Origin of the sequence: Streptomyces sp. NPDC048584 (assembly GCF_043199595.1) — a bacterium.
Classification (GTDB): Bacteria; Actinomycetota; Actinomycetes; order Streptomycetales; family Streptomycetaceae; genus Streptomyces; species Streptomyces edwardsiae.
The window spans coordinates 128,401-152,921 of sequence record NZ_JBICWF010000005.1; the positions used below are offsets into that span (position 1 = coordinate 128,401).

At 73.1% G+C, this 24,521-nt stretch carries 26 protein-coding genes; 12 read left to right on the forward strand and 14 right to left on the reverse strand.

The window, feature by feature from the left end; translation table 11 throughout:
• Positions 1–103: 103 nt before the first annotated feature.
• From ACGFR9_RS13240 to ACGFR9_RS13250, 3 genes are all read right to left on the reverse strand, one after another.
• Entirely contained in the window at positions 104–664 is a 561-nt protein-coding gene (locus ACGFR9_RS13240; protein ID WP_393206662.1) for a hypothetical protein, read from the reverse strand.
• A gap of 49 nt (positions 665–713) precedes the next feature.
• A complete protein-coding gene (gene murQ, locus ACGFR9_RS13245; RefSeq protein WP_393206665.1) occupies positions 714–1,643 on the reverse strand; it encodes an N-acetylmuramic acid 6-phosphate etherase in 930 nt (309 codons plus the stop codon).
• A gap of 125 nt (positions 1,644–1,768) precedes the next feature.
• Positions 1,769–2,707: a MurR/RpiR family transcriptional regulator gene (locus tag ACGFR9_RS13250; RefSeq protein ID WP_393206668.1), complete on the reverse strand. Its 939-nt coding sequence runs from the start codon at positions 2,705–2,707 to the stop codon at positions 1,769–1,771.
• Positions 2,708–2,763: 56 nt separating this feature from the next.
• Between ACGFR9_RS13250 and ACGFR9_RS13255 the strand changes: the two genes are divergently transcribed.
• Both ACGFR9_RS13255 and ACGFR9_RS13260 read left to right on the forward strand, forming a co-directional pair.
• Positions 2,764–3,168, forward strand: coding sequence for a hypothetical protein (locus tag ACGFR9_RS13255; protein WP_393206671.1), 405 nt, complete (start codon positions 2,764–2,766; stop codon positions 3,166–3,168).
• On the forward strand, positions 3,165–3,443 hold the full coding sequence (locus tag ACGFR9_RS13260; protein ID WP_393206675.1) for a DUF4031 domain-containing protein: 279 nt from the start codon (positions 3,165–3,167) through the stop codon (positions 3,441–3,443). The genes ACGFR9_RS13255 and ACGFR9_RS13260 overlap by 4 nt, the downstream gene beginning before the upstream one ends.
• Here ACGFR9_RS13260 and ACGFR9_RS13265 read toward each other — a convergent pair.
• A complete protein-coding gene (locus ACGFR9_RS13265) occupies positions 3,425–4,486 on the reverse strand; it encodes a GNAT family N-acetyltransferase (protein WP_393207512.1) in 1,062 nt (353 codons plus the stop codon). The two genes, ACGFR9_RS13260 and ACGFR9_RS13265, sit on opposite strands and share 19 nt — an antisense overlap.
• Positions 4,487–4,520: 34 nt before the next feature.
• The gene (locus tag ACGFR9_RS13270) at positions 4,521–5,183 is read right to left on the reverse strand and encodes a hypothetical protein (protein WP_393206678.1); all 663 of its coding nucleotides are present in this window, start codon (positions 5,181–5,183) and stop codon (positions 4,521–4,523) included.
• Positions 5,184–5,230: 47 nt separating this feature from the next.
• On the opposite strand from ACGFR9_RS13270, the gene ACGFR9_RS13275 reads away from it, so the two are divergent.
• Positions 5,231–5,911, forward strand: a complete 681-nt coding sequence (locus ACGFR9_RS13275; RefSeq protein ID WP_393206680.1) for a maleylpyruvate isomerase family mycothiol-dependent enzyme — start codon at positions 5,231–5,233, stop codon at positions 5,909–5,911.
• Positions 5,912–6,027: 116 nt separating this feature from the next.
• The gene (locus ACGFR9_RS13280; RefSeq protein WP_393206683.1) at positions 6,028–6,717 is read left to right on the forward strand and encodes a copper homeostasis protein CutC; all 690 of its coding nucleotides are present in this window, start codon (positions 6,028–6,030) and stop codon (positions 6,715–6,717) included.
• Positions 6,718–6,980: 263 nt separating this feature from the next.
• Here the strand turns inward: ACGFR9_RS13280 and ACGFR9_RS13285 are convergent, their stop codons facing one another.
• Positions 6,981–9,062, reverse strand: coding sequence for a HelD family protein (locus ACGFR9_RS13285; RefSeq protein WP_393206686.1), 2,082 nt, complete (start codon positions 9,060–9,062; stop codon positions 6,981–6,983).
• Between the two features lie 448 nt (positions 9,063–9,510).
• Between ACGFR9_RS13285 and ACGFR9_RS13290 the strand changes: the two genes are divergently transcribed.
• A complete protein-coding gene (locus ACGFR9_RS13290) occupies positions 9,511–9,693 on the forward strand; it encodes a hypothetical protein (RefSeq protein ID WP_393206688.1) in 183 nt (60 codons plus the stop codon).
• Positions 9,694–9,706: 13 nt separating this feature from the next.
• Here the strand turns inward: ACGFR9_RS13290 and ACGFR9_RS13295 are convergent, their stop codons facing one another.
• Positions 9,707–10,453, reverse strand: coding sequence for a helix-turn-helix domain-containing protein (locus ACGFR9_RS13295; protein WP_393207515.1), 747 nt, complete (start codon positions 10,451–10,453; stop codon positions 9,707–9,709).
• 223 nt (positions 10,454–10,676) lie between these two features.
• Here ACGFR9_RS13295 and ACGFR9_RS13300 point away from each other — a divergent pair, with 223 nt between their 5' ends.
• From ACGFR9_RS13300 to ACGFR9_RS13315, 4 genes are all read left to right on the forward strand, one after another.
• Complete coding sequence (locus ACGFR9_RS13300) at positions 10,677–11,339, forward strand: DUF4097 family beta strand repeat-containing protein (protein ID WP_393206691.1); 663 nt, start codon at positions 10,677–10,679, stop codon at positions 11,337–11,339.
• 20 nt (positions 11,340–11,359) lie between these two features.
• Complete coding sequence (locus tag ACGFR9_RS13305; RefSeq protein ID WP_393206694.1) at positions 11,360–12,313, forward strand: ATP-binding cassette domain-containing protein; 954 nt, start codon at positions 11,360–11,362, stop codon at positions 12,311–12,313.
• Complete coding sequence (locus ACGFR9_RS13310; protein WP_393206697.1) at positions 12,310–13,104, forward strand: ABC transporter permease; 795 nt, start codon at positions 12,310–12,312, stop codon at positions 13,102–13,104. Before ACGFR9_RS13305 ends, ACGFR9_RS13310 begins: the two co-directional genes overlap by 4 nt.
• A gap of 127 nt (positions 13,105–13,231) precedes the next feature.
• A complete protein-coding gene (locus ACGFR9_RS13315) occupies positions 13,232–13,615 on the forward strand; it encodes a hypothetical protein (protein ID WP_393206700.1) in 384 nt (127 codons plus the stop codon).
• A 7-nt stretch (positions 13,616–13,622) separates the two neighbouring features.
• Here the strand turns inward: ACGFR9_RS13315 and ACGFR9_RS13320 are convergent, their stop codons facing one another.
• On the reverse strand, positions 13,623–15,266 hold the full coding sequence (locus ACGFR9_RS13320) for a DNA repair helicase XPB (RefSeq protein ID WP_393206703.1): 1,644 nt from the start codon (positions 15,264–15,266) through the stop codon (positions 13,623–13,625).
• Positions 15,267–15,417: 151 nt separating this feature from the next.
• The gene (locus tag ACGFR9_RS13325) at positions 15,418–17,943 is read right to left on the reverse strand and encodes a helicase-associated domain-containing protein (protein WP_393206706.1); all 2,526 of its coding nucleotides are present in this window, start codon (positions 17,941–17,943) and stop codon (positions 15,418–15,420) included.
• A 96-nt stretch (positions 17,944–18,039) separates the two neighbouring features.
• Between ACGFR9_RS13325 and ACGFR9_RS13330 the strand changes: the two genes are divergently transcribed.
• Together ACGFR9_RS13330 and ACGFR9_RS13335 are read left to right on the forward strand one after the other, a co-directional pair.
• On the forward strand, positions 18,040–18,936 hold the full coding sequence (locus ACGFR9_RS13330; RefSeq protein ID WP_393206709.1) for a hypothetical protein: 897 nt from the start codon (positions 18,040–18,042) through the stop codon (positions 18,934–18,936).
• A 277-nt stretch (positions 18,937–19,213) separates the two neighbouring features.
• A complete protein-coding gene (locus ACGFR9_RS13335; RefSeq protein ID WP_393206712.1) occupies positions 19,214–19,837 on the forward strand; it encodes an HAD family hydrolase in 624 nt (207 codons plus the stop codon).
• Here ACGFR9_RS13335 and ACGFR9_RS13340 read toward each other — a convergent pair.
• Positions 19,822–20,091: a hypothetical protein gene (locus ACGFR9_RS13340; RefSeq protein ID WP_030223302.1), complete on the reverse strand. Its 270-nt coding sequence runs from the start codon at positions 20,089–20,091 to the stop codon at positions 19,822–19,824. The genes ACGFR9_RS13335 and ACGFR9_RS13340 overlap by 16 nt on opposite strands.
• Before the next feature lie 164 nt (positions 20,092–20,255).
• Here ACGFR9_RS13340 and ACGFR9_RS13345 point away from each other — a divergent pair, with 164 nt between their 5' ends.
• Positions 20,256–20,639 carry a cold-shock protein gene (locus tag ACGFR9_RS13345; protein ID WP_004929962.1) on the forward strand — a complete coding sequence of 128 codons (384 nt, stop codon included), beginning with the start codon at positions 20,256–20,258 and terminating at the stop codon, positions 20,637–20,639.
• A gap of 4 nt (positions 20,640–20,643) precedes the next feature.
• Here ACGFR9_RS13345 and ACGFR9_RS13350 read toward each other — a convergent pair whose 3' ends face one another.
• The 4 genes from ACGFR9_RS13350 to ACGFR9_RS13365 all read right to left on the reverse strand — a co-directional run bounded on the left by ACGFR9_RS13350 (position 20,644) and on the right by ACGFR9_RS13365 (position 24,296).
• Complete coding sequence (locus tag ACGFR9_RS13350) at positions 20,644–21,501, reverse strand: 1,4-dihydroxy-6-naphthoate synthase (RefSeq protein ID WP_393207518.1); 858 nt, start codon at positions 21,499–21,501, stop codon at positions 20,644–20,646.
• Entirely contained in the window at positions 21,488–22,198 is a 711-nt protein-coding gene (locus ACGFR9_RS13355; RefSeq protein WP_393206716.1) for a futalosine hydrolase, read from the reverse strand. Before ACGFR9_RS13355 ends, ACGFR9_RS13350 begins: the two co-directional genes overlap by 14 nt.
• 23 nt (positions 22,199–22,221) lie before the next feature.
• Positions 22,222–22,722, reverse strand: coding sequence for a DUF2771 domain-containing protein (locus tag ACGFR9_RS13360; RefSeq protein WP_393206719.1), 501 nt, complete (start codon positions 22,720–22,722; stop codon positions 22,222–22,224).
• Positions 22,723–22,859: 137 nt separating this feature from the next.
• A complete protein-coding gene (locus ACGFR9_RS13365) occupies positions 22,860–24,296 on the reverse strand; it encodes an MFS transporter (protein ID WP_393206722.1) in 1,437 nt (478 codons plus the stop codon).
• Positions 24,297–24,521: the final 225 nt, after the last annotated feature.

Below are 24,521 nucleotides of genomic sequence, written 5' to 3' on the forward strand. Positions count from 1 at the left end.
CGTGGATGGGTTCTTCGCCCCCGCCGCCCCTTCCCGTTCCCGTCCCTGGGGGCTGCGCCCCCAGACCCCTCTTTTTTGCGCAGTTCCCCGCGCCCCTCGGTGCTTACGGGGTTTCCAGGTCCGTGCTCATCGGGGTTCCCCAGACTCGTAGTACCTCGTAGTCCGTGAACTCGTGGACCAGGCGGTAGGCCATCGCCGCCCGGGGGGAGCGGCGTTGGGCCGCGATGAAGAGTTCCGCTTCCCGGCGGTCCCGGCGGGGGGTGCCGCAGAGCTGCCACGACTGGCCGTTCCAGAGTTCCGGGAGCCAGCGTTGCTGGGGCTGCGGGCGGTCCGCCCGTACTCCGTAGCGGGACGGGGCGGGGTCGGCCGGGCGGTGCTGCGGGGCGGGGCCGTTGAATTCGGCGCGGCGGGCCGTGCGGCGCCGGGTCTCGCAGAGCAGGCACAGGTCGGGGGCGCTCCTGTCGACCGGGCCCGTCGGGTGCTCGGCGCAACGCGTGGTGGGCGCCGCCGTGTTGACGCTCTCCTCCAGCAGGTCGAGCGCCCGCCGCAGATCGTCCTTCACCTCGTGCAGCCGGGCGTCCGGTGTATCGGGGGACAGCGCCTCGCCGTGCTCCCCGAGCACACGCAGGGCGCGGCCCAGGGCGGTGAGCTGCGCGTGGTTCATGGTTCGTCTCCGGGTCGGGTGCTCTCCAGTATCCGCCCACGGATCCCCTCTACTCCCGCGCCCTGGCGAGCGCCGCGCGCAGATGGCCGTCCGTCTCGGTGAGGAGGCGGGTGGCCGTGGGGCCGTCGACGTCCGCCAGGATGACCAGGATCGCGTGTTTGACCTCGCCGTCCGTCGCGGTCAGGGCCCGCTCGACGACGTCGTCGTCCGCGCCCGTCGCCTGGGCGACGATACGGCGGGAGCGGGCGCGCAGCTTCTCGTTGGAGGCCCGCACGTCGACCATGAGGTTCCCGTACGTCTTTCCCAGCCGGATCATCGTGATCGTCGACAGCATGTTCAGCACCAGCTTCTGTGCCGTACCGGCCTTCAGACGGGTGGAGCCGGTGAGGAACTCCGGCCCGACGACCACCTCGATGCCGTGCTCGGCCGCCGCCGCCAGCGCGCTGCCCCGGTTGCAGGCCAGGCCCACGGTGAGGGCGCCGCGCGCACGGGCGTACGAGACCGCGCCGACCGCGTACGGCGTACGGCCGGACGCCGAGACGCCGACCACCGTGTCGTCGGCGGTCAGCGCCAGCGCCGCCAGGTCGGACTCGGCCAGCTCCCGGGAGTCCTCGGCACCCTCCACCGACGTGACCATGGCGCTTGGGCCGCCCGCGATCAGCCCGACCACCCGCGCCGGGTCCGTGTTGAAGGTCGGCGGGCACTCCGAGGCGTCCAGCACCCCCAGCCGCCCGGCCGTTCCGGCACCGGCATAGATCAGCCGCCCGCCCCGCGCCATCCGTTCGGCCACGGCATCGACGGCGGCGGCGATCGCGGGTACCTGCTCGGCGACGGCCCCGGCCACCCCGGCGTCCTCGCCGTTCATCAGCCGGGCGATGTCGAGCGTGGGCAACCGGTCGACATCGGCCAGCTCGGGCCGGTACGCCTCGGTGGTCAGCGTCTCCAGCTGGGCGCGGAGGTCGTGGGGAGAAGTAGACATGAAGGTGACTTTCCAGCTCGGGGTGGGAAGGTGTCCCAGGGACGCGGGGGCTGTGGCACGTGCGGCTCCGCCGCGTGGGCGCGACCAGCCCCGGACCAGCCGCGGTCACAGCACGGGACCGAACCCTAGGGGCTTTTACGAGGCACGCGGTGCCTGTGCGCCAACGCCTCATAGGAGGCCGCGAGCGCCGGTGCCGCCGCCTCGTACGTCCTTTGCGCGACCCCCACGAACAGACAGTCCACCACCAGCAACTGCCCCGTACGGGACGACATCGCCGCCGGCCGCAGCTCGCTCTCGCGGGCCGTGGACGTGGTCAGCACATGGTCGGCGTACTGCGTGACGGGGCCGTCCGGGCGACCGGTGACCGCCACCGTCGTCGCCCCGCGCTCGAACGCCGCCCGGAGCGGTTCGATGACGTCGCCGGTCGAGCCGGAGTGCGTGATGGCGATCGCCACGTCACCCGGCCGCAGCTGCACCGCGTTGGTGACGGCGAGGTGCGGGTCGCTGTGTGCGTGCGCCAGCAGGCCTATCCGCAGCAGCTTCTGGGTGAGGTCCTGGGCGACCAGCCCGGACGCGCCGACGCCGTACACATCCGTGCGGCGGGCGCCGACCAGGGCCGTCACGGCCGCCGCGAGCTGCACGGTGTCCAGCCCGGCCGCCGTGTCCGCGAGGGTCTGCTGCTCGTCGTAGGCGAGCTTGGCCACCACGTCGGCTATGGGGTCGTCCACCGCGATGTCGGTGGTGATGGCGGGCGCGCGCCCCGACTGCTGCTGGGCGGCGAGCCCGGCCAGGGCCAGGCGCAGATCCCGGTAGCCGGGATAGCCGAGCAGCCGGGCGGTGCGTACGACGGTGGCCTCGCTGGTGCCGGTGAGCTCGGCGAGTCCGGTGACCGTGAGGGCCGCGCAGCCGGCCGGGTCGTCGGCGACGGCCTCGGCGACCCGCTGCATGGAACGGGTCATCGACGGAGCCAGCGTACGGACCTTGGCCGCCAGGGCGGCGGGCGCGGGAGGGGCGGGGGGCGCGGCCGGACCGCTCCCGAAAATTTCCTTCACATCACGGGTCACATCATGAAAGATATTTTCGTCACGGTCGTCCGGTCAAGAGTGCGCACAATAGGGGCATGGACCCCCACGGCGAACCCGGCGCCCCCGAATCTCACCCGGTCGGCCCCCTTGAACAGGCCTTGCACGCCGCGCGCGCCCTCGTGCTCGCGGATCTGGCCGCGCGCGAGGTCGTCGAGGCGGACGTGGTGTCCCTGGTCGAGGAATCCGTCACGCACCGGCGCTGGTGGGTGGAGCAGTGGCCGGACGGCGTGGCCTTCCTCGCCGGTCTGGTCGCCCAGGACGTACAGGACGCCCTGCTGGAGCGGTACGGGCGCTGGCCGCTGTGCCCGGTGTGCGGCACCGGCGACCCGCACGCACTGGAGGTCGAGCCGGAACTCGGCCCCGAGCCGCACTGGGCGTGCCACAAGGCGGGCGTGAAGGTCGCCGCCGTCGGCGGGCTGGGCGGGGCGGACGCCTCGTGACCGTGTACATCGACCCGCCCACCTGGCCGGGCCACGGACGGCTCTGGTCCCACCTCGTCAGCGACCTCTCCTACGACGAGCTGCACGCCTTCGCCGACCGCATGGGCGTCCCCCGCCGCGCCTTCGAACGCGACCACTACGACATCCCCCAGCTCCGCTACGCCGACGCGGTGAACGCCGGGGCGGTCGAGGTCAGCAGCCGCGAGGTGGTGCGGCTGCTGCACGGGGCGGGGCTGCGGCGCCGCAAGGGCGCGGCTCAGCCGCGGAGTTCGTAGGAGATCTGCCCCTCCTGCCGGGACACCTCGGTGAATCCGGCCCGGGTGACGACCTTCTGCGAGGGCACGTTCCCCTCGTCGACGACGGCGCCGACCTTCCGTACACCGTCCTGGGCGAGCGCCCACGCCGACAGGGTGCGCAGTGCCTCGGTGGCGTAGCCGTTGCCGCGGGCGTCCACGGAGAGGTCGTAGCCGATCTCCACGCCGCCGTCCCCGTCCGGGGCGCCGTGGAAGCCCATCGCGCCCACCGCGCGGTCGTCCTCGTGCCGGACCAGGACGTACATGGCCCACTCGGGGTCGAAGACGCCTTCCTCGTACTGCTTCACCAGCATCCCGGCGCCCTCGCGCGTCCCCTCGAACGGGCCCGAGTCCACCCAGTCGTGGCCGCCGTCGCCGGCGAGGGCCAGTTCGGCCGCGGCCGCGGGGGTGACGCCCTCCAGCAGGAGCCGCTCGGACCGCAGCACGGGGTTGTTGGTCCAGTGCCAGCGGGTGACGGGCTCCCGGCCCGGCAGCTCGCCGCGCCCGGTGGCCCACAGCAGGGTCTCCCACGGGGTGGGGCCCGGTTTGACCCGCGGGAAGATCCGGGTGAGCACGAAGGACGCCAGCTCGTCCCGGGGTGTGTGGGCGACGCCCATGCCCTCGGCGATGTCGTGCGTGTGCAGCAGCACCTCGGCGACGCCCATCGCGGCGAACCCCTCCCGGCTCGCGTGCCGGAAGGGGAACGGGTGGAAGGCGCGGACCGCGCGCGGGGTGGTGCGGACGGCGGCGGCGAGCAGGGCGCCGGTCGCGGTGACCACCTGGAGACAGCCGGCGTTGTCGGCGGGGTCCATGCCGCCCTCCCGGCCGTCGAGGTTGATCTCGAAGGGCGTGTACGCGTCCTGCGTGCGCCCGGCGATCTGTCCCGCGTACGCGATGAGATCGCTCGCGATGTGCGCCACCGTCCTGCGGCAGTCCCACTCCAGCCGCCCGGCCCTCACCTGCCTCCAGTCCCGGTCGGTGACCGCCCCCAGCACCGCCACGCAGTCCGCGACGGCTTCCTCCACCTGTACCGCTCCGAAGTCATGCATGCCCGGCAGGCTAGGCGGGCGGCACCGCCGGGGTCGACAGCATTTCCAGCTCGCCCCGCAGGTTGTGGCGGGCGGTGGCCTCCCAGTGCTCCCGCCCGTACGGCGTGCGGAACAGGCGGGGCAGGGCGAGGAGTTGGCGCAGAACGTCGGCGCGGCCCGCCCGGAACGCGTCGTTCGGCACGAAATGGTACTCCGCGCGGACGGCGGCGGTGTAGGCGGCGTACGACGACGGCGGCGCGGCGAGGACCGCCAGGTCGGCGTCGCACAGCACCTGACCGTCCCGGTCGTCGTCGGCCGGATCGTGCGTGACGGTGAGCCGCACCAGCCGGGCCACCTCGGCGGTCCGCTCCGCGGACACCCCGGCCTCGGGGAGGGCGCGCTCGGCGAGGCGGGCGGAGCGTTCCTCGTTCTCCGACCGGTCCGGCAGATACACGGCGTCGTGGAACCAGGCGGCCAGCCGTACGACGTCCGGGTCGTCCGCGTGTTCCGCGAGCGTGTCGACGTGGTCGAGGACGGCGGTGAGGTGGGTGAGCGTGTGGTAGTGGCGCTGGGGCTCCTGCCAGCGCCCGAGCAGGTCCCCGGCGTACGGCAGCGGATCCGGCCCGCCCCCGGGCCCGCGGGCCCCTTCCAGAGCACGGACGAAACGGGAACGCAGGGCGTCGGTGTCGGCCATGTTCCTATTCTCCTCACCCGGTGCCGTCCGCCACTAGCGTGGGCGGTATGACGACTCCTGCGGATGTGCGGAATGTACGAGACCCCGAGTTGCCCGGCCGGCTGCTGGCCGTGGAGCGGGACGCGCTGATCCCGCTGCTGCGGGGGAGGTCCGAGGCGGACTTCGGACTGCCGGTGGCGGCGTGTCCGGGGTGGAGCGTGCGGGATGTGCTGGCGCACTGCTCGGCGGCGTTCGCCCGGGTCCTGGAGCGGCGGTACGAGGACGGCGTGTTCTCGCCCGAGAGCAATGAGCGGGACATCGCCGAGCGCGCCGGGTGGACGAACGCCCGGGTCCTCGACGAGCTGGAGCACGGGATGACCGAGGCCGGGCCGCTGATCGCCGGGGCGGGCGGGGCGCTGGACGGGCTCGCGCTGGGTGAGTGGGTGCACGCCGGGGATGTACGGGACGCGCTCGGGGAGCCGGGGGCGTACGCGGGCGCGGGGCTGCCGTACGCGCTCGCCCTGCTGGGTCAGGTGACCGGCCGGAACGGGCGTCCGCCGCTGCACGCCGACCTCGACGACGCCGACGAACCGCTGCGGCTCGGCGACCACTCCGGGGAGCGGCCCCCGGCGCGCTACATCGGCGACGGGCCGACGCTCGTACGGCTGTACGCGGGCCGTTCGGTGGACGGAGCCGCGTACGAGCTGGCCGGGGTCGAGGCGGCGGAGCTGAACATCTTCGGGGGCTGACCGCGGGGTCGGGGAAGCCCCGGTGCGGTGGGCGGGCGTAGTCTGGGATTGGACTAGACCTGTAGTGGACAGACCTGTTCTGTCCGAAGCCGCCCGAGCCCGACGAATGGGGTCCCATGAGCAAGCGTGCAGTCCTGGAGGTGATCGCCCTCGACGTCGAGGACGCGGTCGCCGCCCAGGCCGGAGGTGCGGACCGCCTCGAGCTGGTCACCGACATGGCGGCGGACGGGCTGACGCCGGCCGTGTCCACGGTGGCGGGCATCCGAGCGGCCGTGGAGATTCCGGTACGGGTGATGCTGCGGCTGGCGGACGGGTTCGCGGCGGGCGACGTCGAACGGCTGGCCGGCGCGGCGCGCGCGATGCGTGAGGCCGGGGCGGAGGAGTTCGTGCTCGGGTTCCTCGGGCCGGACGGCGGGGTGGACCTGGGGGCGGTGGAGCGGGTCGTCTGGGAGCTTTCGGGGTGCCGGTGGACGTTCCACCGGGCGGTCGACCGGGCCGCCGACCGGGACGCCCTGCGCAAGCAGCTCGCGGACTTTCCGGGTCTTGACACGTATCTGACGGCCGGGGCGGCGGAGGGGGTGGACGCCGGGCTGCCGACGCTGCTTGCGGAGGCGGGGCGGCGGGGGGAGCCGGGGTATGAGCAGCAGCTGCTGGTGGGGGGTGGGCTGCGGTTGGAGCATGTGCCGGGGTTGTTGGGGGCGGGGATCGACGCGTTCCACATCGGTGGAGCGGCCCGGCCCGGGGGGTGGGGCGGGCCGGTGTCGGCGGACGCCGTCGCGCAGTGGCGGCGCGTGCTGGGGGGTTGAGCGGGGCTGCTGTTCTGGGCGGTGCTGGGGCTGGTCGGGGGGTGTTCGCGCGGCCCGGCGCTTGCGGGGTGCCGTCGCGCCCGCCCGTGCGGAGGGGGTCGGGCGGGTGCCCGGTGTCGGGGTGGTCGGGGGGTGTTCGCGCGGCCCGGCGCTTGCGGGGTGCCGTCGCGCCCACCCGTGCCGCCCTGCGGCACGATTGCCCGCGGATCGTGAGGGCGTCCGCGGATCGTGAGGGCGTCCGTGGAGCGTGAGGGTGGGCGTGGTTATGTCAGTTGCTCCGGCAGGGGCGCGTTGTGGGTGACGATCAGGCCGGAGACCGCTCGGGTCAGGGAGACGTAGAGGCGGCGTAGGCCGGTGTGTTCGTCGGGTTCGGCGTCGACCACGGCACGGGGTTCGTCCAGGACCACGTAGTCGTACTCCAGGCCCTTGGCCAGGGACGCCGGGACCAGGGTGAGGCGGTTCGCCAGGGTCGTCTCCTCGCCGGGGGCGATCCAGCCGATGCCCGCCGCCGTCAGCGCCTCCGACAGTTCCGGGACGCGGGCGTCCGCCGCGATCAGGCCCACCGAGCCCTCGTTGCGCAGGAGTTCCTCGCAGGCGGCGACCACGTCACCGGTCTCCGCGACGGGGCGGACCTCGAAGAAGCCCGGGTTCTCGCGGATCGACGCCACCGGCGTCAGGCCCGGCGCGATGTGCGGGAGGAGGCGGGAGGCGTACGTGATGACGTCCGTCGGAACGCGGAAACCGGCCGTCAACTCCTCGATCACCGCGTTCTGTTTGCCCAGGTGGGTCAGCGCTTCCTCCCAACTGCGGGTCGCCCACGGCGTGGTGCCCTGCGCCAGGTCGCCGAGGACGGTCGCCGAACCGGTCGTGCAGCGCCGGCCCACCGCCCGGTACTGCATGGGGGACAGGTCCTGCGCCTCGTCGAGCACCACATGCCCGAGGGAGTGCGTGCGCTGGATCAGGTCCGTCGCCTCGTCGATCAGCACCGCGTCCGCCGCCGACCACTTCACCGACTTCACCGAGCGGGCGGGCTTCGCCCACAGGATCGTCTTCTGCTCCTGCTCGTCGAGCAGCCCCTCCGCGTGCTCGGCCAGGAACTCCGGGTCGCCCAGCAGCCGCAGCACCAGTTTCGCCGGGTCGACGGCCGGCCAGACCGTCTTCACCGCCGCCTTCACCGCGCTGTTGCGGGCCACCGCGTCCTGCACCCGGTCGTCCGGCGCCTCCCCGGACCGCTCCATCTGCACCAGCACGGCATGCGCGACGCGCTGCGGGAGGGCCTCGCGGGCGGCGCCGTAGCGGATGCCCCGGTCGAGCAACTGGCGTACGAGTTCCTCGAGTTCGTACGCCGGGACGCGCCAGCGGCGTGATCCCCGTACGACGACGACCGGTTCGGCGGGCATCGTGACGTGGGAGTAGAGGGCCCGGCGCAGCACCTCCGCCATGCGGGCGTCGCCCTTGACGACCGCCGCCGGCGCGTCGTCCGTGCCGCGCACCTCCACGTGCGCCACCAGGTCGTCCACCGTGGCCTGCGCCACCGCCAGCTCGCCCAGCGCGGGCAGCACCTGCTCGATGTAGTGCAGGAACGAACGGTTCGGCCCGACGACCAGCGTGCCCGTGCGGGCCAGCCGGTCACGGTGGGCGTAGAGGAGGTAGGCGACCCGGTGCAGACCGACGGCCGTCTTCCCGGTCCCCGGACCTCCCTGCACGCACACGCTGCCGGACAGCCCGGACCGTACGATCTCGTCCTGCTCGGGCTGGATCGTGGCGACGATGTCCCGCATCGGGCCGACACGCGGACGCTCGATCTCCTGCTGGAGCAGCTTGCTCGTGGTCGCCGCCTCGGCCGGGTCGGAGAGGTGCTCGTCCTCGTACGCGGTGAGGTCGCCGCCCGTGTAGCCGAAGCGGCGGCGCAGCGCGATGTCCAGCGGGTCCTTCTTCGACGCCCGGTAGAACGGCTGCGACACCGGTGCACGCCAGTCGATCACCATCGGGTCGCCGTCCGCGTCGTGCACGTGCCGGCGCCCGATGTAGAAGCGTTCCCCTTCCGCACCCTCGGCCTGCTCGGCTCCCGGGGAGTGCAGGTAGTCGAGGCGGCCGAAGAACAGCGGGGTGTCGCTGAGGTCGGCCAGCGCCTTGATCCGCTCCTCGATCTGGTGCCCGAGTACGGCCGCGTTGACCCAGTTCGCGGTGACGTCGCTGATGTCGAGGGCTTCGACGTCCTCGCGCATGCCGCGCAGTGCGGAACGGGACGCGGCGAGGTGGGAGCGTTCGCGGGCCAGCGGGTCGTCCGCGAGGGTGTTCGCCGGACCGTCTACGGGCTCGTCTGCCGGGGTGGACGCGGACAAGGGGGTGCCTCCGGGGGAGCTGCGGCTGAGGATGCTGCGGACATACCGTCCGGTTTCCGTCCGGACGGCGGCGCTCCATGAGGGGAGGCGGGCAAGAGCGGAGATTCTAGGACGCGGGACCGGCGCGGTCCAAACGGTTTCCGCGCCGGACGGGATGGACCGGGCCCGTGGCCGGACCGGGCACGTCCGTGGCCGCGCCGCTCAGCCGCCGCGGGGGCGAACCGTCCGCCGTCCGCACGCCGGGCTCGTCGGCCGGCCGTCGCGCCGGTCCCGTGGTCGGCGAGGCGAGCAGGGCGAGCCGCTCGGCGTCCCCGGTCGGGCCGTTCCCCTAGGGGGCGGCCCGTCCTGCCTGAGGGCTACGGGTCGTTCCGGAGGCGTACCCGGGGGGACCGTGAATCGGTCCCCTGGACCGATGCCCGTACCGGGGCCGAAGCGCGACCATGGATACATGAGCGCAGCAACCATCCACCCCACACCGCGGGCCCGCCCGGCCGGCGCGACCCCGGTGCAGGGCAGCCATCCGCACCGCCTCGGTGACGCCCTGCGCGCCGTCAAGGTGTTCTTCGGCGCCGCCTTCGACGTGGTCCTGCTCGGCGAGTACGGCGAAGAGGCGGGCGTCCGCCGCAGGTAGGCGGCACCCCCCTCTAGAGCTGTTCCTGCTCCGGCTCGGCGTGCGGGGCCTCCGGCTTCGTGTACAGGACCTCGCGGGCCTGCTCGGCCGCGCGGGTGATCGCCTCCGAGATGAAGTCGAGGTAGCGGGCGACGTTCTCCAGCCGTGTCGCGGCCGGTGTGCCGCGCCCCATGACGTCGACGCCCTGCCGTGAGGTCTCGGCGACCTGGGCGGTGGACAGGGCGCTGGCCATCATCGACTGGTGCCAGATGTCGTCGTCGACGCCGTAGCGCTCACGGCGTCCTTCCTGGCGTTCCCGGCGGATGAGCCCCTGGCCCTCCAGGAACGCGACCGCCTTGGAGACCGACGCCGGGCTGACATCGAGGCGCTGGGCGAGTTCGGCGGCGGTGAGGCTCCCGCTGTCGGTGAGGGTCAGACAGGCCATGACCCTGGCCATCATCTTGGGCGTGCCCGACGCTATGAAGACGGTGGTGAGCGTCTCCTCGTACTCCCGCACGGCCTCCGGGTCACGTCCGTGCCGCTCCGCCGGCGCCTTCGCGCCACGGGGTGCCGCCTGCTTGCGCCGGTGCGCCCGGCGTTCGGTGGCGCGGTGGGCGAGGTCCGCCCGGTAGGCGGTGGGGCCGCCGTTGCGCATCACCTCCCGCGTGACCGTCGAGGTCGGGCGGTCGAGACGCCGGGCGATCTCCGCGTAGGCGAGCCCGTCGGCCAGCCCCAGGGCGATCTGCTGACGTTCCTGCTGAGTGAGCCTGCCTCCGGGCAACGCGGTCTCCTTCAGGGTGTGTGAGGCCGCCAGCATAGCGTTCATCTTCAATCCATTGCAACGGGCGTGAGATTCGCATTGCGTTGCCTTCTGAACCGTTGCAACGATATTGGCCCTATGAACTGCGGTAATGACTTTCCCATGCAATGAATGTGTTGCCGCAACCATGAACGCAACGTAGCGTTTCCGGTGTCAGAAACAACGGCACCCGAAGGAGCGCACCATGCGATTCGACACCCCCACCCCCGTCTCGGTCACCCTCGACATCCCCGCCGGCCGTATCCGCCTCATCGCCGCCGACCGGGCCGACACCGTCGTCGAGGTCCTGCCCGCGGACGCCACGAAGAGCCGCGACACCAAGGCGGCGGAGCGCATCAGGGTCGAGTACGGCGGAGGAGTCCTGCGGATCGGGGGGCCGCCCGCCAGGAACCAGATCCTCGGACCGTCCGGATCCGTCGAGATCACCGTCCGGCTGCCCACCGGCTCCCACGTCGAGGCGAAGACCGGCGGCGCCGAGTTCCGGGGCGTCGGCCGGCTCGGCGACATCGCCTTCGAGGGCGCGCTCGGCCCGGTCAAGGTCGACGAGGCGGCGAGCGCCCGCCTCACCGTCCTCGCCGGCGACGTCACGATCGGCCGGCTGGCCGGCCCGGCGGAGATCAGCACCCGGAAGGGCGACATCCGCGTCACCGAGGCCGTACGCGGCACGGTCACGCTGCGCACCGAGCACGGTGACATCTCCGTCGGCGCCGCCCGCGGAGTCTCCGCCGCCCTCGACACCGGCACCGGCCACGGCCGGGTCCACAACGCGCTCAAGAACGCCGGCACCGCCGACCTGACCGTCCACGCGACCACCGCCTACGGCGACATCACCGCCCGCAGCCTGTGACCCTCCGAAGGAGAACTCAAATGACCGGCTTGGCCATCGCGGCGAACGGGCTGCGCAAGTCCTACGGCGACAAGGCCGTGCTCGACGGCATCGACCTGGCCGTCCCCGAAGGCACGATCTTCTCCCTGCTCGGCCCGAACGGCGCGGGCAAGACCACCGTCGTCAAGATCCTCTCCACGCTCGTCACCGCGGACGCCGGTGAACTGCGGGTCGGCGGGCACGACCTCGCCGCCGACCCCCAGGCCGTACGCGCCACGATCGGCGTCACCGGCCAGTTCTCCGCCGTCGACGGACTGATCACCGGCGAGGAGAACATGCTCCTGATGGCGGACCTGCACCACCTCTCCCAGCGGGAGGGCAGGCGGGTGAGCGCCGAACTGCTGGAGCGGTTCGACCTGGCGGAGGCCGCGAGCAAGCCCGCCTCCACCTACTCCGGCGGTATGAAGCGCCGCCTCGACATCGCCATGACCCTGGTCGGCGGCCCGCGGATCATCTTCCTCGACGAGCCGACCACCGGCCTCGACCCCCGCTCCCGTCACACCATGTGGCAGATCATCCGGGAGCTGGTCACGGGCGGCGTCACCGTCTTCCTCACCACCCAGTACCTGGAGGAGGCCGACGAACTCGCCCACCGCATCGCCGTACTGCACGACGGCACGATCGCCGCCGAGGGCACCGCCGACGAGCTCAAGCGGATCGTCCCCGGCGGACACGTCCGGCTCCGCTTCACCGACCCGGCCGCGTACCGGAAGGCCGCCTCCGCCCTGCGCGAGGTCACGCGGGACGACGACGCCCTCACCCTGCGGATCCCCGGCGACGGCAGCCAGCGCGAACTGCGCGCCGTCCTCGACGCCCTCGACTCCGCCGGCGTGGAGGCGGACGAACTGACCGTGCACACCCCCGACCTCGACGACGTCTTCTTCGCCCTGACCGGCGCCGCCGTCCCCGCCCAGCCCAAGGAGGCCCTCCGATGAGCAACCTCGCCCTCGCCGTGCGCGACTCGTCCACGATGCTGCGCCGCAACCTCCTGCACGCCCGGCGCTACCCGTCGCTCACCCTGAACCTGCTGCTCACGCCGGTCATGCTGCTGCTGCTCTTCGTCTACATCTTCGGCGACGTGATGAGCGCCGGCCTCGGCGACGGGGCAGGCGGCCGGTCCGCGTACATCGCCTACATCGTGCCGGGCCTGCTGCTGATGACCATCGGCTCCACCACGATCGGCACCGCCGTCTCCGTCTCCATGGACATGAACGAGGGCATCATCGCCCGCTTCCGCACCATGGCGATCCACCGGGGCTCCGTGCTCGTCGGACACGTCATCGGCAGCGTGCTGCAGTCGGTCGCCAGTGTGGTCCTCGTCGGCGCCGTCGGCGTGGCCATCGGCTTCCGCTCCACGGACGCCACCGCCCTGGAGTGGCTCGCGGCGTTCGGACTGCTCGTCCTGTTCGCCCTGGCGCTCACCTGGATCGCCGTCGGCATGGGCCTGATCAGCCCGAACGCCGAGGCCGCCAGCAACAACGCGCTGCCGCTGATCCTGCTCCCGCTGCTGTCCAGCGCCTTCGTCCCGGTCGACGGGATGCCGGGCTGGTTCCGGCCCATCGCCGAGTACCAGCCCTTCACCCCGGCCATCGAGACCCTGCGCGGGCTGCTGCTCGGCACGGAGATCGGCCACAACGGCTGGCTGGCCGTGGCCTGGTGCGTGGGCCTCGCGGTCCTCGGCTACTTCTGGGCCACCGCCAGGTTCCAGCAGGACCCCAAGCGGTAACCCCCACGACGAGGGCGGCGCACTCCGACACGGAGTGCGCCGCCCTCATGTCTGAGTACCCGCACACGTCCCCGGTTGAGTACCCGCACCGGTGTGCCGGCCGCCGTCACACCGCTTCACTGACCGTATGAGCCATCACCACGTCACCGCCCCCGTGCCACCGGTCCGGCGGTACCGGGCCGACCGGGATCCCCGCGCCTGGGTGGCGCCGACCGTCGCCACCGCGCTGGGGGTGCTGCTCGCACCCGTGGCGTTCCTGCTCGGCGGGCTGTCCGTCATGGCGACCGACAGCTGCGGCCCCGACGACTGCTCGCAGGCGCTGACGACCACCCTGAGCGTGATCTTCGGGACCCTGTTCTTCGGCGGCATCCTCGCGGCGGGCGCCTGGCTCGCCTCCTGGCTGCTGCCCTGGACCCGCCGCTGGTCGGTGCCGCGGATCTGGCTCGCGGTCCTGTCCCTGCTGCCCTGGCTGTTCGTTCTGATGCTGGTGTTCACCCTGCCCGAGGGCTGAACGCGGATCAGCTGTCGGTCAGCAGCTCGTCCGCGTCCATGATCCGGTAGGCGTACCCCTGCTCCGCCAGGAACCGCTGGCGGTGCGCCGCGAAGTCCTGGTCGATGGTGTCCCGGGCGACCACGGAGTAGAAGTGGGCCTTGTGCCCGTCCGCCTTCGGCCGCAGCACCCGGCCGAGCCGCTGCGCCTCCTCCTGCCGGGACCCGAAGGTGCCCGACACCTGGACGGCCACCGTCGCCTCCGGCAGGTCGATGGAGAAGTTCGCGACCTTGGACACCACGAGCACGCTGATCTCGCCCTGCCGGAACGCGTCGAACAGCTTCTCCCGCTGGGCGTTCGACGTCTCGCCCTTGATCACCGGCGCGTCCAGATGCTCGCCCAGCTCGTCCAGCTGGTCGATGTACTGCCCGATGACGAGGATCTGCTGCCCCGCGAACCGCCGGACGATCGCCTCCGTCACCTTCTGCTTGGTCGCCGTCGTCGAACAGAACCGGTACTTCTCCTCCTGCTCGGCCGTCGCGTACGCCAGCCGCTCCGAGTCGGTGAGGCTGACCCGGACCTCCACACAGTCGGCCGGGGCGATATAGCCCTGCGCCTCGATCTCCTTCCACGGCGCGTCGAACCGCTTCGGGCCGATCAGCGAGAACACGTCCGACTCCCGCCCGTCCTCCCGTACGAGGGTCGCGGTCAGGCCGAGCCGCCGCCGGGCCTGGAGATCGGCGGTGAACTTGAAGACGGGCGCGGGCAGCAGATGCACCTCGTCGTAGAGGATCAGGCCCCAGTCCCGGGAGTCGAACAGCTCGAGGTGCGGGTAGACACCCTTCCGCTTCGTCGTCAGCACCTGGTAGGTGGCGATGGTGACGGGACGGATCTCCTTGCGCGTCCCGCTGTACTCGCCGATCTCGTCCTCGGTCAGCGACGTCCGCTTCACCAGCTCGTGCTTCCACTGCCGGGCCGAGACGGTGTTGGTGACCAGGATCAGCGTCGTCGACTTCGCCTGCGCCATCGAACCGGCGCCGACCAGCGTCTTGCCCGCGCCGCACGGCAGGACGACCACACCGGAGCCGCCGTGCCAGAAGTTCTCCACGGCCTGCTTCTGGTACGGGCGCAGTGCCCACCCGTCCTCGACCAGCTCGATGGGGTGCGCCTCACCGTCCACGTACCCGGCGAGGTCCTCGGCCGGCCAGCCCAGCTTCAGCAGCGTCTGCTTGATCTGCCCGCGCTCCGAGGGGTGCACGATCACCGTGTCCGGGTCGATCCGGGCGCCGACGAGCGGGGCGATCCGCTTGGAGCGCAGCACCTCCTCGAGGACGGGCCGGTCGGTGCTGGTGAGGACGAGTCCGTGGGCCGGGTGCTTGACCAGGCTGAGCCGGCCGTAGCGGTCCATGGTGTCGGCGATGTCGACGAGCAGCGCGTGCGGCACCGGGTAGCGGCTGTACTGCACCAGGGCGTCGACGACCTGCTCGGCGTCGTGTCCGGCCGCCCGCGCGTTCCACAGGCCGAGCGGGGTCACCCGGTAGGTGTGGATGTGCTCGGGCGCCCGCTCCAGCTCGGCGAACGGCGCGATGACACGACGGCAGTCGTCGGCCTGCTCGTGATCGACCTCAAGAAGCAGAGTTTTATCGGACTGGACGATGAGCGGACCATTCACGCGCGGCTGCCTTTCTGCGACGGGCTCGGCACGGCACTGCACGGCCAAACGTCCAGTTTGCCTGATCGCGCGCGCCGGCGGTCCCGAGCGGGCCGGACCGCTTCGGCGCGGGCGGCGTGAGGTTGTTCACCCGGCCGCCCGCCCGGACCGGTCAGCCCCCGTCGTCCGCCAGCTCCGCGACTCCCGTGATCCGGTGCAGCGGATACGTCCGTACCTCGTCCGCCGTGTGGTCGTACGCCGTGACGAAGCCGCCCTCGACCCGCACCGGGGCGATGACGCGCTGGCTGGCGCCGCCCTCGGCGTTGACATAGCCGATCCACAGCGCCTCGCCCGTGAGTACGGCGGCCTGCATGGTGGCCAGGGTCTCCGCCGCGGACGTACGGGGCAGCTCCCCGCCGGGGCCCTCCCCGCCGGACGGTTTGCGCGGCGCGGTCGAGGCGAGGTCACCGGCGCGGATGGCGCGCAGCGCCGCCGTGAGCAGGGTGTCGTCGGGCACCGGCGGCCCGTCCGGAACCGGCGCGGGAGGGGTGCGCGGCGGTGTGCGGTGGGCGTCGGCGCGGGCGATCACCACATCGCCCTCCGCCGACTCGGCGGCCGGCGCGAACCCCATCGCCCGCAGCCCCTCCAGCAGCCCCGCGGGATCGGCCCGCGCCGCCAGCACCGTCGGAGCCAGCCGCCGCAGCCCCAGCCCCGCCGCCCGCCTGTCGGCGAGGATCTCGCTGAGCACGGCGTCGTCGTCGCAGCGCACATACGTCGACGCGGCCCCCACCCGCAGATGCCCGTGCCTGCGGGCGACGTCGTCGATGAGATACGACAGCGGCTGCGGCACCGGCGTACGGGAGTGCGCGGCGAGGAAGGCATGCAGGTCGGAGGCGGTTTGGCCGGCGTCCAGGGCACGCCGTACCGAACCGGGCGTGAACCGGTAGACGGTCGCGCCACCCTTCGACTCCACATCCGCGAGAACCCCCAGCATGTCCGCGAGCGGCCGCTCCAGCGGGCCCGGCGCCACCGCCGTCAGATCGGCCTGCAGCAGCACATGGTCCAGCGGTTCGGGCAGCAGCGGCGCCAGCAGCCGGGCCGCGGCCGCACCGGCCGCGCCCCGCTCGGCGGGGGAGAGGACGTGCGCCGGTGGGGCCGGCCGGTGGTGCACGGGCAGCTTGTCGCCCGGCCCCTCGGGCGCCGCCTCCGTACGCCGGGCCGGGGGCGCCCCGATCAGCGCCCGCCCCTGCGCGGACAGCGCGCCCCGCCCGGTCACCCCGAGCATCTCCGCCTCGGTGAGCGTCCACCGCGCGATCCGCGCCCGCAGTTCGTCACCGTCCCTCGGCGGCCGTTCCCAGCGCAGCCGGGCCAGGACCGACCCGTCGGACGGGGCGGCCCCCTCCGGCAGCCCGGCCAGCAGCGTCAGCACCCGGTGCCGTACCTCCGGGGCCGCCGAACGGTCCAGGCCCGGACCCAGCGCCGACAGCGTGCGGTCCTTCGCGTCCCGCCCGCCCACCAGCCCCGCCGTCCGGGTCGCCGCCAGCCACGCCCCGGCCAGCCGCGCCCACCGCCCGGCCGCCGGCTCCTCGAGCCACTCGTCGTACGCCGGCGTCGCCGCGTACCGCTCGTCGGCCTCCCCGTCGGACGCCAGCAGCCCGGCCGCGTAGGCGAGTTCGACCCAGAACGCGGCCACCGGCTCCGACGTGTCCAGGGCGACCGCGGTCCGCTTCAGATCGCGCACGCTCAGCCCGCCCGCCCGCAGCACCGCCGGACCGCCCTCGTGCCAGTCCTTCAGCAGCTCCTCGATGGTCGCCAGCGCCGTGTACGCCTGCCCGGCCGCCGTCGCGTCCACCACCTGCGGACGGTGCGTGGCGGCGGCCTCCACCGGCGGCGGCGACGGCTCCGGCGTCCGGTGCGCCCGCCCCGCCCGCAGCCGCAGCGCCACCTCACGCGGCAGGACCACCGTCCCCGGTGCCGTCGGCAGCAGCAGCCCCCGGTCCAGCAGCCAGCGCAGCCGGGCCGCCGGTTCGGCCGTCACCTGCCCGTACGGCGGCCCCCACACCAGCCGCTCCAGCACCGCCACGGACTCGGCCGGCGCCTCGTCGAGCAGCGCGGACATCCGCTCCGGGTCACTGAACAGGGCGGACAGCGCCGTCACCGCGGACACCGAGTCGTGCGTGGAGGCCAGCCCCGCCGTCGCCACGAGCTCCTGGATCCGCCCCGGCGACATCCCCGCCGTAGCCTCCCGCACCGTCGGGCCCAGCCCGGTCGGCGACGGATGCTGCGGCGACGGCGACAGCAGCTCGCGGGCGGTGCGGACCAGTCGCAGCCGGTCGTCGCCGCCCCACACCAGCGCCTGCTCGCGCAGCACACCGAGCGCGTGCGGCAGCGCGGCGACGATCACCGGGTCGCCGTCGTCCCCCGCCAGCAGCCCGAGCAGCTCCTCGTACGACGCCGGCTCCCCGGCCACGGCCAGCGCCTGCGCCGTCTGCAGCGTGAACCGGTCCAGCCGCTCCAGCGCCCGGACGACCGAGGCGCGGGTGCCGGCGCGGGTGGCGAGCTGGGTGAGGTCGGTGGGCACGGGCGTGATGAGGTCCGGCCGGCTGCGCAGCAGCGCCGCCAGGGCCGCGTCGTCCCGCCCCCGGAGTGCCTCGGCGAGGGATCGGGGGGCCGCCGCTGGCTTCTCCTCGGTGCTCATCCGCCTCACGTTAGCGGGTGGATACGTCCGTGGCGTGCCGGGAGTTGGTAACGTCGGGCGACGGTGTCGAGGCGCATCCGTCCCGGAGGGGACTTCGTGGGAATCGAGAGCGACCAGGTCGTCTACGAGTATCTGGGCCGCGTCGGCGACGTGGCCCAGCAGCGGCAGTTGCCGTCGGCGGCGCGGATGCGGCTGGTCGCCGAACTGCGTGACGAGATCGACCGGCGCAGGGCGAAGGCGGTGGTCGACTCGCCCGCGGCGGTCCGCCGCATCATCACCCGCCTCGGCACGCCGACGGAGGTCGTGTCGGCGGTGGAGCCCACGCCGGGGGACGAGCCGGCGCCGCAGGCCGCCGCGGTGCCGGTGCAGCGGGAGAAGAGGGCGCCGCGCCCTCGCCCGGTCGACGTTCCGTCGTCGCCGCCGTCGCCGCCGCACCGGGCCGGGATGGACGAGCTCGGGGACAGTTCGGCACAGCCCGACTGGTGGCGGGTGGACAGCAGTCCGTTCGGGGCCGGCGACGAGGTGCCGGGTTTCGTCGGCGGTGTCGAGATCCCCGAACTCCTGAAACAGCCTCCGGCCGCGGAGCAGGAGTCGGCCCCTGCCGCCGAGGAGGAACCCACCGCCTCCCCACGCCGCCGCCTGCCGCGCCTCCCCTCCAGACGCTGGAGCAACCCGCTGCTGCTGCTCGCGGCCGTGCTGCTGATCGTCGGGATCGTGATCGACTGGCGGGCGCTGGTGCTGGGCTGGCTCATCGTCTACGCCTCCCGGCGCCTGACCCGGGCGGAGATCAAATGGGCGGTGGCCATCATCCCCGGTCTGGCCCTCGCGGGCGGCGGGGTGTGGCTCTGGGGACGGACACGGGGCCGCTGGGGCGCGGACATCCCCGAGGGCCAGATGAACGCGGCGATGGCGGAAACATGGCCGTGGGTCATCCGCGCGGCGGCCCTGGCGACGGCGGCATTCCTGATCTGGCGCTCCCAACGCGACCGCTGACCCCAGCCTCTTTCCCAGCCCGGCGGTCTTTCAGCCCCTCCGGTTTCTCAGCCCCTCCGGCGTTTGAGGAGCGGGGGTCCGGGGGCAGCGCCCCCGGGGGACGGGAACGGGAAGGGGCGGCGGGGGCGATCAACTCCCCGGGCCGGGCGAGCGCTCACGGCGCTGGCCAGGTGCCGCTGCGCCCACCCGTGCCGCCCCAGCGGCACGACTGCCCGCAGCTGCGGGGGAGGGGTCGGCTGCCCGCAGCTGCGGGAGGGGGTGGGTGACAATGGCCGGTATGGCCATCCGCACCCCGCCCACCGTCGGCTTCGACCTGGACATGACCCTCATCGACTCCCGCCCCGGCATCCGCGCCTGCTACCTCGCCCTGGCGGACCGCACCGGCGCGTACATCGACGCCGACCTCGCCGTCAGCCGCCTCGGCCCCCCGCTCGCGGACGAGCTGATCAACTGGTTCCCGGCCGAGCGGATCGACGAGATGGCGGACCTGTACCGGGAGCTCTACCCGGCGTACGCCATCACCCCCACCCCCGCCCTCCCCGGCGCCCGCGACGCGATAGCCGCCGTACGCGACGCCGGCGGGCGGGCGATCGTCGTCACCGCCAAGTACGAGCCCAACGCCAAACTGCACCTCGCCCACCTCGGTATCGAGCCGGACGCGGTCATCGGCGACCTGTGGGCCGAGCAGAAGGCGCTGGCGCTGCGCGAGCACGGCGCCACCGTCTACGTCGGCGACCACCTGGGCGACATCCGCGGCGCGCGGACCGCCGACGCGCTGTCCGTCGCCGTCGCGACGGGCCCGTACGGCACGGAAGCGCTCCGTGAGGCCGGCGCGGATGTGGTCCTCACCGGCCTGACGGAATTCCCGCAGTGGTTTTCGGCCCGTTACCGCGGCGACTGACCGGAAATCTGTCCCGCCCGGGCCCGCCGCCGTCCCTCCGCGACGGAACGCAGTACTCCCGCCCCCGCCACCACGAATCCGACGGCCATGAGCATGCTCAGTCCGAACATGTACGTCGGAAAGGGCGTCGTACCGAGGAACAACGGGGCCACTGTGACCAGTGTGGCCACGGCACCGACGAAGAAGACGATGGCACCCGCACGGACCAGACCGTCACCGGGCGCGCTGGAATTCACTTGGGTTTTGTCACGCACCGGACCAGGGTAGTTCCCTGCGCGAAGGAACAACCGGGTGACGTCTTGTCACCTGCCTGAAGACCATTAGCCTTGGTACCGGCGGGTCATCGGGCCCGCCCGAGTGCTATCACGAGCCGTTTTCCCGAGCAGTTTTCCCGACGAGTACGAGGACGAGGACAGACGTGCCCACCGGCAAGGTCAAGTGGTTCAACAGTGAGAAGGGCTTCGGCTTTCTCTCCCGTGACGACGGCGGCGACGTCTTCGTGCATTCCTCGGTCCTCCCCGCCGGAGTCGAGGCCCTCAAGCCGGGCCAGCGCGTCGAGTTCGGCGTGGTCGCCGGACAGCGCGGCGACCAGGCCCTCTCCCTGACCATCCTCGACCCGACCCCGTCGGTCGCGGCGGCCCAGCGCAAGAAGCCCGACGAGCTGGCCTCCATCGTCCAGGACCTGACGACCCTGCTGGAGAACATCACCCCGTCCCTGGAGCGGGGCCGCTACCCCGAGCGGGCGGCCGGCAAGAAGATCGCCGGCCTGCTCCGCGCGGTGGCCGACCAGCTGGACGTGTGAGAGGTCAGGGAAACCGCAGCGCGTCCGGGCCGAGGGCCGGCACCAGTCCCTCGGCCGCCGCACGGGTCAGCAGCCCCCGTACGGCCGCGTAGCCGTCCTCGCCGAGACCGGCCGTGAACTCGTTGACGTACAGCCCGATGTGCTGGTCGGCGACGGCCGGGTCCATCTCCTGGGCGTGCTCCATGACGTACGGACGCGACACCTCGGGCTCGTCCCACGCCATCCGTACCGATGTGCGGATGGCGTCGGCGAGCCCGGTCAGGGTCTTCTCGCCCAGCGACCGCTTCGCGATGATCGCGCCCAGCGGGATCGGCAGCCCCGTGGTCCGCTCCCAGTGCTCACCCATGTCGGCGAGCCTGTGCAGCCCGTACTCCCGGTAGGTGAAGCGCGCCTCGTGGATCACGAGCCCCGCGTCCACCTTGCCGTCCCGCACGGCGGGCATGATCTCGTGGAACGGCATCACCACGATCTCGCCCACCCCGCCGGGTACGACGTCGGCCGCCCACAGCCGGAACAGCAGATACGCCGTCGACCGCTCGCTCGGCACGGCGACCGTACGGCCGGTGAGGTCCACCCCGGCCTCGCGGGTCAGCACCAGCGGCCCGCAGCCCCGCCCCAGCGCGCCCCCGCAGGGCAGCAGCGCGTACTCGTCGAGGACGTACGGCAGCACCGCGTACGACACCTTCAGCACATCCAGCTCGCCGCGCTCGGCCATGCCGTTGGTGAGGTCGATGTCGGCGAAGGTGACGTCGACGGCGGGCGCGCCGGGGACGCGGCCGTGGGCGAGGGCGTCGAAGACGAAGGTGTCGTTCGGGCAGGGGGAGTAGGCGAGCCGCAGCCGCTGCTGCTCAGGCGTGGTCATCGGGGTGGTCATGCTGAATCCAACTCTCCAGGACGGGTGCGAGCTTCCCGAAGCCCGCGGTGAGGGCGCTCAGGGCGTCGCCGATGCGCCAGGCGGCGCGGTCGCGCGGGCCGACGGGGTTCGACACCGCCCGCACCTCCAGTACGGGAAGGCCCTGTGCGACGGCCGCCTCCGCCACACCGAAGCCCTCCATGCCCTCCGCGAGGGCGTCCGGGTGCCGGGCGCGCAGCTCGGCGGCGCGGGCGGCGGTGCCGGTCACGGTGGAGACGGTCAGGACGGTGCCCCGGCGGGCGCCCGTCACCCGGGCGGCCTCCCGCACGAGGGACTTCGGCGGGTGGTGTGCGACGTGCCCGAAGCCCAGCTCGGTGACCGGGAGGAAGCCGTCCGCCGTCTCGGCGCCGAGGTCGGCCACGGCGATCGTGCCGGAGACGACGAGCGAGCCGACCGGCGCCCCGGGAAGGAAGCCGCCGCCGATACCGGCGCAGACGACGAGACCGTAGGAGGTGCCGCCGAGCGCGGCGGCGGTCAGCGCGGCGGCGGTCGAGGCGGCGGCCGCGGCGGGGCCGACACCGGCGGCCAGCAGATCGCACCCGCCGTCCGTGCGGACCAGGATCGCCCCGGGAAGGCGCACCTGTTCGGTGTCCCCGGGGAACGCCTCGGCCACCGCGTCCCGCTCGACGGGGACCGCGGTGGCCACGAGAACGCGTGCCGGTGACGTGATCAGTCGTCCGACTTCTTCAGCCGGAAGGACCACAGACCGGTGGCGGACTCCTCGCCCTCCTTGATCGACACGAGGGTCGAGTCGCCCTGGGCGCCGTACTGGGCGTTGAAGAAGACGCTTCCCGGGATCTCCTGGTAGGTCTTCTTGCTGGACTCGACCAGCGGCTGACCGTTCATCAGGATGGTCCAGCCGTTGTCGGCGATGTCCGGGTCGACGCCGAAGCGGACGGTCTTGGTGGGGTCGACGCCGATCTCGTCGATGTCCTTGTCCTGCAGGCACTTGTTCAGCGACGCGGTGTTCAGGGCCTTGCCCTCGCCACCGCAGGTGGCCTCCGCGCTCACCGAGTCGCTGCCCACCGTGATGGTGGCGATCGGCGTCGGCTTGTCACAGGCGGCCAGGACGAGAAGTCCGGCGGATACGGCGCCGGCGACGGCGACGGCCCGGCGGCGTCGCACAGCTCGGTGACTCGAGGCGGCTGCGCCGCGGGGCAACGTGGTCATGGCGAAAGGTTATCGGGCAGCCCCGCCCCTCTCCCCACGTGGGGGTACGGCGTGGCCGGAGCGTTACGCCACTCGCGCCGGTTCCGCGCGCGAGGCCACGGCCCCGGCCCCACGCGGGTCACGGCCGTGGCAGGGGGCTACGCCACCCGCGCCCGCCCCGCGTTCCCCTGGCGGGCCGAGCGGATCAGGCCCCGCACCGTGGTCAGCCACCCCGTGGCCACGATCGCCGCGCCCACGGCCAGGCCCAGCGGGCCGATGAGGGGCATCGCGATGCCGACCGCGCCGCCCAGCACCCACGACATCTGCAGCAGCGTCTCCGAGCGCGCGAACGCCGACGTCCGGACCTGCTCGGGCACGTCCCGCTGGATCAGCGCGTCCAGCGACAGCTTGGCCAGCGCCTGCGCGAACCCGGCGATCGCGGCGAGACACGCCACCAGGACCGCCCCGAAGAACGCGGCGGCGATGATCGCCGCGCTCACGACACACGCCACCACCGTCACGATGATGATCTCCGGGGCGCGGGACCTCAGCCACGCCCCGACGGCCGTACCGAGCGCGTTGCCCGCGCCCGCCGCCACGCCCACTATGCCGAGCGACACCGCCGCGCTCTGACCGGTCATCGGGTGCTCGCGCAGCAGGAAGGCGAGGAAGAAGATCAGGAAGCCGGTGAGGCAGCGGATGGAGGCGTTGGCGCCGAGCGCGTGGGTGACGGCCGGGCCGACCGTACGCAGACCGGGGCGTTTGTCCTGGGACTTGCGGTGCGGGCCGTGCAGATGCCGTTCGTCGGCGGCGAGCAGGGCCACGTCCTCGCCCTTGGCGGAGTCCACCTTCGGCGGCAGCCGGAACGACAGCAGCATCCCCGCCACGAAGATCGTGAACGCCCCGTAGAGCGGCCAGCGCGGCCCGATCTGCTGTAGTCCCGCGCCGATCGGCGCGGCGATCCCGGTCGCCAGGAGCCCGCCGAGGGTGACCCGGGAGTTCGCCTTCACCAGGGAGAACGCGGGTGGCAGCAGCCGTGGCACGACCGCGCTGCGGACCACCCCGTACGCCTTCGACGCGACCAGTACGCCCAAGGCGGCCGGATACAGCTCCAGTCCGCCGGTGACGACCGCGCCGGACAGCACCAGCGCGAGCAGCGCCCGGGCCAGCATCGCGCCGGCCATGGCGGCGCGGCGGCCGTGCGGCAGGCGGTCGAGGAGCGGGCCGACGACCGGGGCGAGCAGGGTGAAGGGGGCCATCGTGATGGCGAGGTAGAGGGCGACACGGCCGCGCGCCTCGTCCGTCGGCACGGAGAAGAACACGGTGGACGCCAGCGCGACCGTGATCATGACATCGCCGGCGCCGTTCACGCCGTGCAGCTCGATCAGTTTGCCGAGCCCGGACTCCCCGGCGCCGTGCGCGTGCGTCGCCCGGCGGATGCCCCGCGCGGTGCCGGTCACCGGCAGGTGCAGGGCCCGCCCGAGCGCGCGGAAACGGCCGCGCGCCCGGTTCGTACCGAAGCGTCGGCCGCTGCCCCTGACCCCTTTCGGCCCACCGGTCCCGGTGGCGCCCTGGGGTGTCCTCGCGGTAGCCACGACGTCATAGTGCCCCGACAAGCCGGTGTGTAGTGCCGTATCGCCGGGGACGGTGCCGCGGTTCCCGCTGTACGGCGCAACGCCCCGGGGGTGTCGTCCGGATCGGGCCGGCTCCCGGACGGCGCCCCCGGAGGCCCCGAAACCGGCGCGCGGGAGCGGTGGAACAACCGTCGGTGTAGGCCCAGCGCACGGGAACAGGTAGCGTGCGTATCTCAGCCATCCCGC